Below are 14,429 nucleotides of genomic sequence, written 5' to 3' on the forward strand. Positions count from 1 at the left end.
TTCCTGTGCCAGGACAAAGTGGGGTGAGGGCAGGGCTGAGCGCGGGGCGGCCGCGAGCTCCCGCTCCCGGCCCACCCTCCCGAACCGGCGCTCGGCCGGATTCCGGCTCCTCCGACGACGGAGGAGCCGGGCCCGGGGGCGGCGCCCCCGGACGGCCCCTCAGTCCCCACCTCCGAACGCCGCGTCGAACGACGCCGACGGCGGCTCGAAGTCGTACCGCTTCAGCGTGGCAAGCGCTTCCGGCGCGCCCGCCAGCCGGTCCATCCCCGCGTCCTCCCACTCCACGGACACCGGCCCCTCGTACGCGATGGACCGGAGCATCCGGAAGACGTCCTCCCAGGGCACGTCGCCGTGTCCGGCGGAGACGAAGTCCCAGCCGCGCCTCGGGTCGCCCCAGGGCAGGTGGGAACCGAGACGACCGTTCCGGCCGTCCAGGCGCCTGCGTGCCTCCTTGCAGTCCACGTGGTAGATCCGGTCCCGGAAGTCGTACAGGAAGTTGACCGGGTCGAGGTCCTGCCAGACGAAGTGGCTCGGGTCGAAGTTCAGCCCGAATGCCGCCCGGTGGCCGACGGCCTCCAGGGCGCGGTGCGTGGTCCAGTAGTCGTACGCGATCTCGCTCGGGTGGACCTCGTGGGCGAACCGCACGCCCTCCGCGTCGAAGACGTCCAGGATCGGGTTCCAGCGTTCGGCGAAGTCCTCGTACCCCTGCTCGATCATGTGGGGCGGGACCGGCGGGAACATGGCGACCAGGTGCCAGATCGAGGATCCGGTGAATCCGATGACGGTACGCACCCCGAACGCGGCGGCCGCGCGGGCGGTGTTCTTGATCTCCTCGGCCGCCCGGCGACGTACCCCTTCGGGGTCGCCGTCGCCCCAGATCCGCGCGGGCAGGATCCCCTGGTGCCGTTCGTCGATCGGGTTGTCGCAGACGGCCTGGCCGACGAGGTGGTTGGAGATCGCCCAGCACTTCAGCCCGTACTTGTCGAGCAGCTGCCGCCGCCCGTCCAGATAACCGGGGTCGGACAGCGCCTTTTCGACCTCGAAGTGGTCGCCCCAGCAGGCGAGTTCGAGTCCGTCGTAGCCGAAGTCCCGGGCGAGCCGGCAGACCTCCTCCAGCGGCAGGTCGGCCCACTGACCGGTGAAGAGTGTGAAGGGACGGGGCATGCGCGGGACCTCCTAGAGGACTACGGGGGTGTGTACGGAGTTCTTCTCGGCGCTCTCCTCCACCGCGGCGAGCACCCGTTGCACCTGCAGGCCGTCGGCGAACGACGGTGCGGGGGCGGTCCCTTCGGCGATGGCCCGCACGAGGTCACGGGCCTGGTGGACGAAGGTGTGCTCGTAACCGAGGGCGTGACCCGGCGGCCACCACGCCTCCAGGTAGGGGTGCTGGGGCTCGGTGACGAGGATGCGCCGGAATCCCGCCGTGGTGGGGGCCTCGGTCTGGTCGTGGAAGGACAGCTCGTTGAGCCGTTCCAGATCGAAGGCGAGCGAACCGCGCTCCCCGTTGATCTCCAGCCGCAGCGCGTTCTTCCGTCCGGCCGCCATCCGGGTCGCCTCGAACGAGGCCAGCGCCCCGGACGCGAGCCGGCCGGTGAACAGCGCCGCGTCGTCGACGGTCACCGCACCCCGCGCGCCCGGGTCCGCGGCTCCGGAGAGCCCGGCCGAGGGCCCGGCGAGCACCGGTCGTTCACGCACGAACGTCTCGCTGACCGCGGACACCCCGACCAGCGGCTCCCCCGCCAGGAACTGGGTCAGGTCCACGATGTGCGCCCCCAGGTCGCCGAGCGCTCCCGAGCCCGCGTGTTCCCGCTTCAGCCGCCAGGTGAGCGGTGATTCGGGATCGACGAGCCAGTCCTGGAGATAGGTGGCACGGACATGTCGCAGGGTGCCGATCCGGCCGTCGGCGATCAGCTGCCTGGCGTAGGTGATCGCCGGCACCCTGCGGTAGTTGAAGCCCACCATCGCGACCTGGCCGCGGACCGCCGCGCGCTCCGCGGCCTCGACCATGGCCTCGGCCTCGGCGACCGTGTTGGCGAGCGGCTTCTCGCACAGCACGTGCTTGCCGGCCTCCAGGGCGGCGATGGCGATCTCGGCATGGCTGTCGCCGGGGGTGCAGATGTCGACGAGCTGTACGTCCTCCCGGTCGATCAGGGCCCGCCAGTCGGTCTCCGCCGCCGCCCAGCCATGGCGGGCCGCGGCCGCGTCGACCGCTGCCCGGTCGCGGCCGCAGATCGCGGCGAGAGCCGGTTTCATGGGCAGTTCGAAGACGTGTCCCGCGGTGCGCCAGCCCTGTGAGTGGGCGGCGCCCATGAACGCGTATCCGACCATGCCGACTCCGAGCACCGGCACACTCGTCGTCGGCCGGTCCGTCGGCGGCGCTGCGGCCTCCTGATCCGTATCTTCCCTACGGGCCATCCGGGCTTCCTCCTCGTCGGTCGTTCGATGGGGGCGGCAGGAGGGTCAGCACCCTCCTGCGGGGCGGATCAGCTGAAGCCCGTCGGCAGGTACTGGTCGATGTTCTCCTTGGTGACCACGGCCGAGTAGAGGGTGAGATTGGTCGGGATCTCCAGCTCGGCCAGGCCGCCGAGCCCCTTGCCCTGTCCGAGGGAGCGGGCCAGGTCGATGGCGGACGCGGCCATCGTCGGCGGGTAGAGAACGGTGGCCTTCAGCACACTGTTGTCGGCCTTGATGGCGTCCATCGCGGCTTTGGCCCCGGCGCCGCCGACCATCAGGAACTCGTCGCGGCCCGCCTGCTGGATGGCGCGCAGCGCGCCCACACCCTGGTCGTCGTCGTGGTTCCACAGGGCATCGAACTTCTTCTGCGCCTGCAGCAGCTGGGCCATCTTCGCCTGGCCCGACTCGACGGTGAAGTCGGCGGCCTGACGTGCCACCAGTTTGACGTTGGGGTAGTTCTTCAACGCGTCGGCGAAGCCCTGGCTGCGCTGCTTGGTGAGCTCCAGGTTGTCGATGCCGGCCAGCTCGACGACCTTGGCGTCCGCCTTGTCCTTGAGCTGCTCGCCGATGTACGTGCCGGCGTTGAGACCCATGCCGTAGTTGTCGCCGCCGACCCAGCAGCGGTAGGCCTGCGGAGAGGCGAAGATCCGGTCCAGATTGATGACGGGGATGCCGGCCCGCATGGCCTCCAGGCCGACCTGGGTCAGCGCCTTGCCGTCGGCGGGAAGGATGACGAGGACGTCGACCTTCTTGTTGATGAGGGTCTTGACCTGGCCGATCTGGGCGGCTGTGTCATTGGAGCCCTCGGTGGTCTCCAGTGTCACCTCGGAGTACTTCGCCGCCCGCGACTTGGCGTTCTCGTTGATGGCGTTGAGCCAGCCGTGGTCGGCCTGCGGGCCGGCGAAGCCGATGGTGACGGCCTTGCCGGGCTTGTCGTCGGCGGCGGGGACGCTGCTCTGCGCGGTGTCCTTGGTCTTGGGGTCGTTGCTGGTGCAGGCGGTGAGCAGGGCGCCCGCGGAGACGGCCGCGGAGCCGAAGAGCAGTCGTCTGCGGCTGGTTTCTGGCATGGCTGTCAAACCCTTCATCCGATACGTGACGTGTCACAGGTGGCGTTCGGGGCGGGGGGTGGGTGGGTCGGGGTGACGGAGCCGACGGGGGCGGGGCGCGGTGCGGGCCCGTCCGGGCCTGATCCGCCGGGCCTCAGGTCTCCCCGTGCGCGGAGGTGCGGCGCTGGACGAGGACGGCGGCGACGATGATCGCGCCCTTGGCGATCTGCTGCACATCGCTCTGCAGATTGTTGAGCGCGAAGATGTTGGTGATGGTGGTGAAGACGAGGACACCGAGTACGGAGCCGACGATCGTGCCGCGCCCACCGCTGAGCAGGGTCCCGCCGATGATCGCGGCGGCGATGGCATCGAGCTCGTACAGATTGCCGTTGGTGTTCTGCCCCGAGCCGGACAGGACGATCAGCATGAACGCCGCGATGCCGCAGCACAGCCCGGAGAGCAGATAGAGGTAGAGCCGCTGCCGCCGTACGTCGATGCCGGCCAGCCTGGCCGCTTCCGCGTTGCCGCCGACCGCGACCGTACGCCGTCCGAAGGTCGTGCGGTTCAGCACCAGCCAGCCGATGACGGTCACCGCGGCGAACATCATGACCAGGGGCGGGATGCCGAGGACGTAGGAGCCGGGCAGACCCAGGTCCAGTACGGACTGGACGGTGACGATCTGGGTCTTGCCGTCGGTGATCTGGAGGGCGAGCCCCCGGGCCGAGGCGAGCATGGCCAGCGTCGCGATGAACGGCACCATCCGGCCGTACGCGATGAGCAGTCCGTTCACCAGTCCGGCACCGAGTCCGACGATCACCGCGGTGAACAGGATTCCGGCGAAACCGTACTCCTGGGTGGCGAGCGTGGTCGCCCAGACGGAGGCGAGCGCGACCATCGCACCCACCGACAGGTCGATGCCGCCGCTGGTGATGACGAAGGTCATGCCGACGGTGACGACGCCGATGACGGACGACTGCGTGAGGATCAGCTGGAGGTTCCCGGTGTCCAGGAAGGCATCGGGCTCGGTGATTCCACCGACCACGATCAGTGCGGCGAGGACGCCCAGGAGCGAGAGGTTGCGGACGTCCGCGCGCAGGCCGATGGCGCGCGGAGGTCCGTCCTTGCTCCGTGGTCCGGCGACCGGGGCGGGGGCGGCTCCCTCGTCCGGCCCGCCCTGCTGCGTCGAGGAGACGGGCTGCGTCATGACGTCGGGCTCCCTTCCATCACTAGGTCGAGTACGCGGTGCTCGTCGAGCTCCCGGGCATCCGCCGCATGCACGACGCGGCCCTCGCGGAGCACCAGCACCCGGTCGGCGAGGCCAAGCACTTCGGGCACCTCGCTGGAGACGAGCAGGACGGCGAGGCCTTCGTCGGCCAGCCGTCGGATCACGGCGTAGAGCTCGGCGCGGGCGCCGACGTCGACACCGCGGGTCGGTTCGTCGAGCAGCAGTACCCGACAGCCCCGCAGCAGCCAGCGGGCCAGGACGGCCTTCTGCTGATTGCCGCCGGAGAGCGTGCGGACGGGGGTGTCCGGGTTGTCGGGGCGCAATGAGAGTTCGCGGGTGGCGGCGCGCGCCGCCCGGCGCTCGGCCCCGCGGTCCATCCAACCGGCGCGGGAGAAGCGCGACATGGAGGAGACGGAGACGTTGCGGGTGACGGATTCGAGCATCAGCAGCGCTTGCGCCTTGCGTTCCTCGGGTGCGAGTCCGATCCCGGCGGCGACGGCCGCGCGTACGCTGCCGGGCCTGAGCGGTGTGCCGGCCACGGTGACCTGTCCGGCGCTCGGCCTGCGGGCGCCGTAGACCGTCTCCAGGATCTCGGAGCGCCCCGATCCGACGAGTCCGGCCAGGCCGACGATCTCGCCGGGCCGAAGCTCCAGGTCCACCGGGTCGAATTCCCCCTTCCTGGTCAGCCCCACGACTTTCAGTACCGGCTCCGTCGCCGCCGCTGCCGCGCCGTCCGTGGTGCGCGGCGGGAAGACGTACTCGACATTGCGGCCGGTCATCATCGCAACGATGTCGCGCGTGGGCGTGGACTTGGCGGGCAGCCCCACGGCGACGGCGCGGCCGTCCTTGAGCACGGTCACCCGGTCGCCGATCCGGCGGATCTCCTCCAGGCGGTGCGAGATGTACACGACGGCCACCCCGTCGGCCGTGAGGGAGGTGACGATGCGGAAGAGGTTGTCGACCTCGTCGGGGTCGAGTGCGGCGGAAGGCTCGTCCATCACGATGAGCCGGACGTCGTGGGAGAGCGCCCGCGCCATGGAGACGATCTGCTGCTGTGCGGCGGACAGCTCACCGACGGCCCTGGCAGGGTCGATCTCCGGATGACCGAGACGTCTCAGCAGCGCGGCCGCCGCCGTGCGGCCCTCCCGGGTGCGGACGACGAAGCGGGCGGTGGTGGGTTCATGGCCGAGGAAGACGTTCTCGGCGACCGACAGGCCCTCGACCAGGTCGAGTTCCTGGTAGATGGTGGCGATGCCCAGGCGCATCGCGGCCATGGGCGACTTGAGCACGGCCGGTGCGCCGTGCCAGGTGATCTCGCCGCCGTCGGGCTGGTGGGCCCCGGCGAGCACCTTGATGAGAGTGGACTTGCCGGCGCCGTTCTGCCCGAGGAGACAGTGGACTTCGCCGGCCTGGACCTCCAGGTCCACGCCGTCGAGGGCGCGCACTCCGGGGAACGACTTGGTGATGCCGGACATGGTGAGCAGGGGTGGTTCTGGTGCCATGACGAATCCCCTCGGCGAGTACGGTCTCCCCTGCTCGAGCGCAGCCGAGAGCTCGGGGAGGGCCGGTGAGTGGGCAGGGCGGTACCAGGTGCGGTGGTGCGGGTGTTGTCGGTGTGCGGATGCTTGCCCGGGTGCGCCGGTGTGCGTGATTCCGGTGTGCGAGTGCGTGCTGCCTGAGTGTGCGAGTGCGTGCTTGCCGGGTGTGGTGGTGGGGTTTCCCAGGTGCTGCCGGCCCGGAGTCAGGCCGGTGAGAACAGGTGGTCGCTGATGAGCCGGGCGGCGCCGATCACTCCGGCGGCCGGTCCCAACTCGCCCAGAACGATGGGGAGATTGCCGGTGGCCAGCGGCAACGACTGCCGGTAGACCTGGGTCCGGACGCTGGCGAGGAGCGTGTGCCCGAGGCCGGTGACACCTCCGCCGATCACGACCAGGCCGGGATTGAAGAAGCTGACGAGTCCCGCGATGACCTGACCGACGCGGTTGCCGCCCTCGCGGATCAGGTCGAGCGAGGTGGCGTCACCGGCCGCCGCGGCGGCCGCCACATCGGCGGCGGTGAGCTTTCCGGACGCCTCCAGCCGGCCCGCGAGTTCCGCCGACTGCCCGGCACGCGCCGCGTCCTCGGCGTCACGGGCGAGCGCGGCACCGCTGAAATGGGCTTCCAGGCAGCCCCGGTTGCCGCAGGCGCAGGCGCGTCCTTCGGGTTCGACCTGGATGTGGCCGATGTCCCCGGCGCTGCCCGTCGTACCGCGGTGGACCTCGCCGCTCACGACGATGCCGCAGCCGATGCCCGTGCCGATCTTGACGCAGAGGAAGTCGCCCACGGAACGTGCGACGCCCGCGTGCTGCTCCCCCATCGCCATCAGGTTCACATCGTTGTCGACCATGACGGGGCAGCCCAGTTCCTGGCTGAGCGCCTCGCGGACCGGGAAGCCGTCCCAGCCGGGCATGATCGGCGGCGCGACCGGTACGCCTTCGGGGAAGCGGACCGGGCCGGGCACGCCGATGCCCGCGCCGTCGAAGCCCTCGGCGAGCCCGGAGGCCCGGAGCTTGGCGGCCATGGCCAGCACCTGCTCGAAGACGGCGACGGGTCCTTCGCGTACGTCCATGGGGTGGTTGAGGTGACCCAGGACCTCCAACTCGGCGTTGGTGACGGCCACATCGACGGATGTGGCACCGATGTCGACGCCGAGGAAGCGCAGTTGCGGAGCGAGCCGGATGTTGTGCGAGCGACGCCCGCCGCGGGATGCGGCGAGTCCGTCGGCCACGACAAGTCCGGTCTCCAGCAGCCGGTCGACCTCGACGGCGAGCTTGGAGCGGGAGAGATCCACCTGATCCCCCAGCTGTGCCCGTGAGTTGGGCCCGCCGTCGCGCAACAGCCGAAGCAGTCGCGCCTGATGCGCATTCGCGGGTCGTGCCGTCATACGTCTCACGCGCCCCTCCCCGCCACATCGGCCTGTCCGTCGGGCTTTCGAGGGGAACGTAGCAGCGGTTGCCGGGAGTGGGAAGAAGTTGCGCAGGAATCCGCTACAACTTTCTCCACACCGAGGACAAAGCCGTTCGACCGAATCACGGGCCCGCTGCCGACTCGGGCTCCCGACCGCCGGCGCGTGCGGGTCGGGGGTCAGCGCTGTCGGTACGGGCCGTCCAGGGCCGCCCACTGGAGCAGCATGATGGTCTTGGCATCGGCGATGGCACCGCTGCGGACCATGGAGAGGGCCTCGTCGAAGGGGAGTTCCACGGTTTCGATGTCCTCGCCCTCGGCCGCGACCCCGTACCCGTACCCGTACCCGTACCCGTCGGCGGTGTCGGCCGTCGAACGGTAGGGGGCGGCGAAGAAGTGCAGGCGTTCGGTGACCGAGCCGGGGCTCATATAGACGTCGAAGACCCGCTGGGGGGCGCCCACGACATGTCCGGTCTCCTCGGCCGCCTCCCTGCGGATGGCCTCCTCGGGGCTGTCGCCGTCGAGCAGCCCGGCGGCGGTCTCGATCAGCATCCCGTCCTGGTGCCCGTTGACGTAGGCGGGCAGGCGGAACTGACGGGTCAACAGAACGGCGCGGCGATCGGGGTGGTAGAGCAGGATCGTGGCGCCGTCGCCCCGGTCGTAGGTCTCACGCTGTTCGGTGCTCCAGTGGCCGTCGCTGTGCTGATAGTCGAAAGTCGTTCTGCGTAGGACGTACCAGTCGCAGGACAGTACCTCCACGTCCCTGATGCGCACCCGCGGATTGCCGGCCAGATCGCGGCCGTGCCGGTCCAGGCCGGTGCGCCCGCGGCGGTCCGGGGTGTCCACGCCCGCGGTCACCGCGCGGCCGGGACGTCGTCGATGGCGGTGTGGACGTCCAGGCCCCGGGCCCGCGCGACCATCCGGTCCGCGCAGTCCGGGGGGTCGGCGACCGGGATGACCAACGGTCGTGGAACAGCGGTCATGAGCTGCACTCCTTGCGGTGGATCCGGTTTCCTCAGGCCAGGACGGTGCGGACGCCCGCATCGCGCAGGGCTGCCAGCGTCGACGGGCCTTTGGGGTGGGTTTCGGCGTCCTGGGCCGCACTGTCGGTGACGAACACGTCCACCGCGCCCACGGCGGCGACCTGGCTGAACGCGCGCACCCCGAGCTTGGTCGCGTCGGCGACGGCGATGGTCCGGTCCGACTGCGCGAGCGCGGCCTGTTTGACGGCCGCGTCGTCCAGCGAGAACTCCGACCAGCCGTACTCGGCGTGCACCCCGCCGATGGACAGGACGAAGCAGTCGAAGGCCAGTGCTTCGAGTGTGCGCAGGGCCGACGGGCCGACCAGTGACCGTTCACCGGGACGGGACCGGCCGCCGACGACCAGCAGGTCGATCCCAGGCCGATCCGCCAGACGGACAGCGGCCTGAAGACTGAGCACCGCCACTGTCAGGGGGGCCCGTTCGGCCAGATACCCGGCGACGTGAACGGTGGTGGTGCCTGCGTCCAGAAGCACCCGCGATCCCGGCTCGATCATCGCGGCCACGGCCGCACCGAGCCGGTCCTTCGTCGCGGCCTGCCACGGCTCACGGGCCGCGAAGCCCGCGCCCTCCTCGCGGGAACGCGTGGCGACCGCACCGCCGTGCACCCTGCGCACCAGCCCCTGGCGCTCCAGTACGTCGAGGTCCCGGCGGACGGTCATCTCGGAGACCCCCAGACGATGGGAGAGCTCCGACACGGAAACCCGGTCGGAGCCCTGCACCAATCGCAGGGTCAGGTCCAGACGATTGGCGACACCCATGACTCATTTCTAACACATTGATGTTCGATTGAACATCGATGTGTGCGAACGTTGGGGTGGCATCGGAGCGACCCGGCGGCGCGGAACGCGGAAAGGAGCCGGGGCTCGAAGCCCCGACCCCTGCGGCGCGGCCCTTCCCGCGCGGATCCCTTTCGGCCGTCCGCCGACAACGCGGCGCGGTGCCGTAGCTGTCGTCGCGCGCCCGCCAGGGATTGCAGGCCGGCTCGCTCTCGACCAAGTGCCGTCCGGGACGGAGCACGCGCGTCGTCATCGGTTCGAGCAGCGCCTCGTACGCGCGCTCCCGCAGTGGACCGGGCCGTTCCGGCTTCGGCACAGCCCCTTGCGGCAGCCCTGTCGACAACATCGCGGTCCCCCTACGGGCGACGAGCAATTGCTTGTCGCGCACCAGGCCGTCACCGGGCGCAACGCCCCTCAGGGGCAGCGGATGACCTGACCCGCGTACGAGAGATTCCCGCCGAAGCCGAACAGCAGCACCGGCGCACCGCTGTGCACCTCCCCGCGCTCGACCAGCTTGGACAGGGCCATCGGGATCGAGGCCGCGGACGTGTTGCCGGAGTCCACGACATCCCGGGCGATGACCGCGTTGACCGCGCCGATCTTCCTTGCGACCGGCTCGATGATCCTCAGGTTGGCCTGGTGCAGTACCACCGCGGCCAGATCCTCGGGGGCGACACCGGCCTTCTCGCACACCTTGCGGGCGATCGGCGGCAACTGCGTGGTGGCCCACCGGTACACGGACTGCCCCTCCTGCGCGAATCGCGGGGGCGTCCCTTCGATCCGCACCGCGTTCCCCATCTCCGGCACCGAACCCCACAGAACGGGTCCGATCCCGGACAGGTCCCCGCCGTCCGGGTCCGCCACGACGACCGCCGCGCCTGCCCCGTCACCGAGCAGCACACAGGTGCTGCGATCGGTCCAGTCGGCGATGTCCGCCATCTTGTCGGCGCCGATGACGAGGACACGGTCGGCCGCGCCCGCCCGGATCGCATGGTCGGCGGTGGCGAGGGCGTGGGTGAACCCGGAGCAGACCACATTGATGTCCATCACCGCGGGGGATCCCATGCCGAGGCGCGCGGCGACCCGCGCCGACATGCTCGGCGAACGGTCGATCGCGGTGGAGGTGGCGACGAGAACCAGATCGACCTCGGCGGGCTGCAGCCCCGCCGAGGCGAGCGCCTTGGCCCCCGCGTGCGCGGCCATCTCGTCCACCGGCTCGTCAGGACCTCCGACGTGTCGGGTCTTGATGCCGACGCGGCTGGTGATCCACTCGTCACTGGTGTCGACCATGGCCGCCAGATCGTCGTTGGTGAGCACCCGGGCGGGCTGATAGTGGCCGAGCGCCACGACACGTGAGCCGGTCATGTACAGGATCCCCTCGCTACATATGGCAGGAACCATCCAGTCTTGGTCGCTACCGCCCGGTACAGGGGCACGTGATCCCACAGGAATCACCGCCGCTCATTGGAGGCTTGGCAACAGCCTTGACCACCCGGAAAGCATTCTGTGGACAATTCTGGCGACTTGGGATCGTGCGCTGCCCCCACGCCTGGTCCGGGACCCGGACCACCACCGTCGGCCCATACTGCGGCGTCGACCGCAATGTCACACTCCACGTGCGGGACAATGAGCTCGCCGAGCTCACCTCACCGCACCACAATCAGGGGTGACCCGCGGCAACCTCTGCATCCAGGGCCGGTTCGGCTTCCGACACCACGTACAGAATCGGGTTTCACCGCTATGGGACGGGTCACCGAGCGTCGACGCACCATTCGCATCCGGGACGGGAAGGTCTCGACGCGCCCCGACACGCTCGTCGCCGAGGAGCCCCTGGAGATCCGGCTGAACGGCAAGCCGCTCGCCATCACGATGCGGACGCCGGGCGACGACTTCGCACTGGCGGCGGGCTTCCTGGTGAGCGAGGGCGTGATCGGCGACGGAGCCGAGGTGCAGCGGATCGCCTACTGCGCCGGGGCCACGGCGGACGGCGTCAACACGTACAACGTGGTGGATGTGAGACTCGCCCCCGGTGTCGCGGTCCCCGACGTCACGCTCGAACGCAATGTGTACACCACGTCGTCCTGCGGGCTGTGCGGCAAGGCGAGCCTCGACGCGGTGCGCACCACGACCCGGCATCCCATCGCCGACACTCCCCCGGTCCGGGTGGAGCCCGCCCTGCTCGCCGCCCTCCCCGACCGGCTGCGCGCCGCCCAGCGGGTCTTCGACCGGACGGGTGGTCTGCACGCGGCGGCGTTGTTCTCCGAGACGGGTGAGCTGCTCGACGTCCGGGAGGACGTCGGCCGCCACAACGCGGTCGACAAGCTGGTGGGCCGCGCCCTGACGGACGGTCGACTGCCGCTGTCCCGCACGATTCTGCTGGTGTCGGGACGTGCCTCTTTCGAGCTGGCCCAGAAGGCGGTGATGGCCGGGATCCCCGTGCTCGCGGCGGTCTCGGCACCGTCGTCCCTCGCCGTCGACCTGGCGGCCGAGACCGGACTGACCCTGGTCGGTTTTCTGCGGGGCCCTTCCATGAACGTGTACGCGGGCGAGGAGCGCGTCGCCCTGGAGGCCCCGGCCGGCCGGGGCTGAGGCTCCCTGCCCGTCCGCACGGGTCCGGGTGCCGACCGACGAAGAGCACTCCCCCGCGTCGGCCGACCGGGCCCGTCCCGTTGCGTGCACGTCCGCCCCGGGGACCGGGCGCGTCCCCGGGGCGGTTTCAGCCCACCGCCAAGGACTTCTCCGTCGCCCGACCACTCGTCCGCGCCGCCCTGCCGGGGTTCCCCTCCAGCGGATCGCGCGAGCGGCGCTTGGCGATCACCGCGCACACCATGAGCTGCATCTGATGGAAGAGCATCAGCGGCAGCACGGCGAGGGACGCCTGCGCCCCGAACAGGACGCTCGCCATCGGGAGCCCGGAGGCCAGGCTCTTCTTCGAACCGGCGAACTGGATGGCGATCCTGTCCTCCCGGTCGAAGCCGAGCCGCTTCGCCCCGTACCAGGTCAGGATGAGCATCAGCGCGAGCAGCACCGCCTCGGCGGCGAGCAGCGCCCCGAGCCGGGCCGGGGTGACCTGGTGCCAGATGCCCGCGACCATGCCCTCGCTGAACGCCGTGTAGACGACGAGCAGGATCGAGCCCCGGTCGACACGGCCGAGGACCTTCCTGTGACGGGTGAGGAAGCCACCGATCCAGCGGCGCAGCAACTGCCCCGCGACGAACGGCAGCAGCAGTTGCACCGCGATCTTCAACAGCGCGTCCACCGAGAACCCGCCGCCGCTGTTGCCGAGCAGCGCGGCCGCGAGCAGCGGGGTGAGGAAGATTCCGGCGATCGAGGAGAAGGAGCCAGCGCAGATCGCCGCCGGCACATTGCCGCGGGCGATCGAGGTGAAGGCGATCGAGGACTGGATGGTCGAGGGGACGAGGCAGAGAAAGAGGAAGCCGCTGTGGAGCTGCGGCGTCAGGACGTACGGCACCAGCCCCCTGCCCGCCAGGCCGAGGAGCGGAAATGCCACGAAGGTGCAGACCAGGACGGCGAGATGGAGCCGCCAGTGCTTGAGGCCGTCGAGCGCCTCGGCGGTGGAGAGGCGGGCGCCGTACAGGAAGAAGAGAAGGGCGACCGCTCCGGTCGAGGCGCCGCCCGCCACATCCGCGGCGGTCCCCGACGCGGGCAGCGCCGCGGCGAGCACGACCGTGCCGATCAGCGCCAGGATGTACGGGTCGATCGGCAGCCGGGTCGGCAGCTTCCAGGTGCGGCGGCTCATGTGCTCCACATGTTCTGTCTGATTCCGGTCGGGCCCTGCCCATCCTGCTCCCGATCAAGGTGATCGGGAATCCCGCACACCGCTCTCACTGTCATCACGGTTCGCGATAGCCTGGCCTCATGTACGACCCCGCGCAGCTGCGCACCTTTCTCGCCGTGGCCCAGACGCTGAGTTTCACGCAGGCCGCCCGGCGGCTCGGGGTACGGCAGTCCACGGTGAGCCAGCATGTGCGGCGGCTGGAGGACGCGGCGGGGCGCCAGCTGTTCGCCCGGGACACGCACCGGGTCGATCTCACGCCGGACGGCGAGGCGATGCTCGGTTTCGCCCGGACGATACTTGAGGCCCATGAGCGGGCCGCGGCCTTCTTCACCGGCACCCGGCTGCGCGGACGGCTGCGGTTCGGGGCCTCCGAGGACTTCGTACTGACCCGGCTGCCGGAGATCCTGGAGTCGTTCCGCCGCGACCATCCGGACGTCGAGCTGGAGCTGACGGTGGAGCTGTCCGGAACGCTGCACCAGCGACTGGCGGCGGGCCGGCTGGATCTCGTCCTCGCCAAGCGGCGCACCGGCGACACGCACGGAGAACTGGTCCGGCACGACGCGCTGACCTGGATCGGCGCGCCCCGGCTGCGGATCGACCCGGACCGTCCGGTTCCGCTGGTGCTCTTCCCGCCGCCGGGCATCACTCGGGCCCGCGCCCTGGAGGTCCTGGAGGAGCACGGCCGGTCCTGGCGGATCGCCTGTACGAGCACCAGTCTCAGTGGACTGATCGCGGCGGCCCGCGCGGGGCTCGGCGTGATGGCTCACAGCCGGGGGCTGATCCCGCCGGGCCTGACGCCGATGCCGGCCAGAGCGGGGCTGCCGGACCTCGGCGACGTGGACTTCGTCCTGCTGCACGGCCGCCGCCGGGACGGCGCCCAGGAGGCCGCGGACGCCCTGGCGGCGGCGATCCTGGCGGGCGGCGACCGGCTGATCCGAGATGTCGGCACGATCGGTTCGCTCGGCGGCCGGGTGGATGCATGACCGTACGCCGTCACGGGGAGGGTGGACGGCAGTCGCGGTGGCGAGGCGGGCCCGGTGCGGGCCGACGGGCGTCGGCCCGTCCGCGGACCAATGCCCCCGTATCCACCCGGAACGGGAGTGACCGCGACGTACAGATTCGGTGGAGATTCCGCCTTCGGCC

At 70.6% G+C, this 14,429-nt stretch carries 13 protein-coding genes and 1 pseudogene; 2 read left to right on the forward strand and 12 right to left on the reverse strand.

Annotation, left to right across the window (positions count from 1 at the left end; all coding sequences use genetic code 11):
* Positions 1-159: 159 nt before the first annotated feature.
* The 11 genes and pseudogenes from ACIOHC_RS32550 to ACIOHC_RS32600 all read right to left on the reverse strand — a co-directional run bounded on the left by ACIOHC_RS32550 (position 160) and on the right by ACIOHC_RS32600 (position 10,852).
* On the reverse strand, positions 160-1,164 hold the full coding sequence (locus ACIOHC_RS32550) for a sugar phosphate isomerase/epimerase family protein (protein WP_351083048.1): 1,005 nt from the start codon (positions 1,162-1,164) through the stop codon (positions 160-162).
* A 12-nt stretch (positions 1,165-1,176) separates the two neighbouring features.
* The gene (locus ACIOHC_RS32555; RefSeq protein WP_351083046.1) at positions 1,177-2,415 is read right to left on the reverse strand and encodes a Gfo/Idh/MocA family oxidoreductase; all 1,239 of its coding nucleotides are present in this window, start codon (positions 2,413-2,415) and stop codon (positions 1,177-1,179) included.
* Between the two features lie 68 nt (positions 2,416-2,483).
* On the reverse strand, positions 2,484-3,521 hold the full coding sequence (locus ACIOHC_RS32560; RefSeq protein ID WP_401845110.1) for a substrate-binding domain-containing protein: 1,038 nt from the start codon (positions 3,519-3,521) through the stop codon (positions 2,484-2,486).
* A 133-nt stretch (positions 3,522-3,654) separates the two neighbouring features.
* Positions 3,655-4,704: an ABC transporter permease gene (locus ACIOHC_RS32565; protein ID WP_351083042.1), complete on the reverse strand. Its 1,050-nt coding sequence runs from the start codon at positions 4,702-4,704 to the stop codon at positions 3,655-3,657.
* A complete protein-coding gene (locus ACIOHC_RS32570; RefSeq protein WP_365694261.1) occupies positions 4,701-6,227 on the reverse strand; it encodes a sugar ABC transporter ATP-binding protein in 1,527 nt (508 codons plus the stop codon). The genes ACIOHC_RS32565 and ACIOHC_RS32570 overlap by 4 nt, the downstream gene beginning before the upstream one ends.
* 239 nt (positions 6,228-6,466) lie before the next feature.
* On the reverse strand, positions 6,467-7,648 hold the full coding sequence (locus tag ACIOHC_RS32575; RefSeq protein WP_351083038.1) for an ROK family transcriptional regulator: 1,182 nt from the start codon (positions 7,646-7,648) through the stop codon (positions 6,467-6,469).
* Positions 7,649-7,848: 200 nt separating this feature from the next.
* On the reverse strand, positions 7,849-8,526 hold the full coding sequence (locus tag ACIOHC_RS32580; protein ID WP_401845115.1) for an NUDIX domain-containing protein: 678 nt from the start codon (positions 8,524-8,526) through the stop codon (positions 7,849-7,851).
* Entirely contained in the window at positions 8,523-8,651 is a 129-nt protein-coding gene (locus tag ACIOHC_RS32585; RefSeq protein ID WP_351083035.1) for a hypothetical protein, read from the reverse strand. The genes ACIOHC_RS32580 and ACIOHC_RS32585 overlap by 4 nt, the downstream gene beginning before the upstream one ends.
* A 32-nt stretch (positions 8,652-8,683) precedes the next feature.
* Complete coding sequence (locus ACIOHC_RS32590) at positions 8,684-9,469, reverse strand: DeoR/GlpR family DNA-binding transcription regulator (protein ID WP_351083033.1); 786 nt, start codon at positions 9,467-9,469, stop codon at positions 8,684-8,686.
* A 217-nt stretch (positions 9,470-9,686) separates the two neighbouring features.
* Positions 9,687-9,833 (reverse strand): annotated as a pseudogene (locus tag ACIOHC_RS32595) (GntR family transcriptional regulator); the annotation flags it as partial.
* 68 nt (positions 9,834-9,901) lie between these two features.
* Entirely contained in the window at positions 9,902-10,852 is a 951-nt protein-coding gene (locus tag ACIOHC_RS32600) for a beta-ketoacyl-ACP synthase III (RefSeq protein WP_351083031.1), read from the reverse strand.
* 375 nt (positions 10,853-11,227) lie between these two features.
* Here ACIOHC_RS32600 and fdhD point away from each other — a divergent pair, with 375 nt between their 5' ends.
* Complete coding sequence (gene fdhD, locus ACIOHC_RS32605) at positions 11,228-12,076, forward strand: formate dehydrogenase accessory sulfurtransferase FdhD (RefSeq protein ID WP_365694267.1); 849 nt, start codon at positions 11,228-11,230, stop codon at positions 12,074-12,076.
* A 127-nt stretch (positions 12,077-12,203) separates the two neighbouring features.
* Here the strand turns inward: fdhD and ACIOHC_RS32610 are convergent, their stop codons facing one another.
* Positions 12,204-13,247: a bile acid:sodium symporter family protein gene (locus ACIOHC_RS32610; RefSeq protein ID WP_401845117.1), complete on the reverse strand. Its 1,044-nt coding sequence runs from the start codon at positions 13,245-13,247 to the stop codon at positions 12,204-12,206.
* 119 nt (positions 13,248-13,366) lie between these two features.
* Here ACIOHC_RS32610 and ACIOHC_RS32615 point away from each other — a divergent pair, with 119 nt between their 5' ends.
* Positions 13,367-14,269 carry a LysR substrate-binding domain-containing protein gene (locus ACIOHC_RS32615; RefSeq protein ID WP_351083025.1) on the forward strand — a complete coding sequence of 301 codons (903 nt, stop codon included), beginning with the start codon at positions 13,367-13,369 and terminating at the stop codon, positions 14,267-14,269.
* Positions 14,270-14,429 lie beyond the last annotated feature (160 nt).

Origin of the sequence: Streptomyces sp. NPDC088252 (genome assembly GCF_044740965.1) — a bacterium.
Taxonomy (GTDB): Bacteria; Actinomycetota; Actinomycetes; order Streptomycetales; family Streptomycetaceae; genus Streptomyces.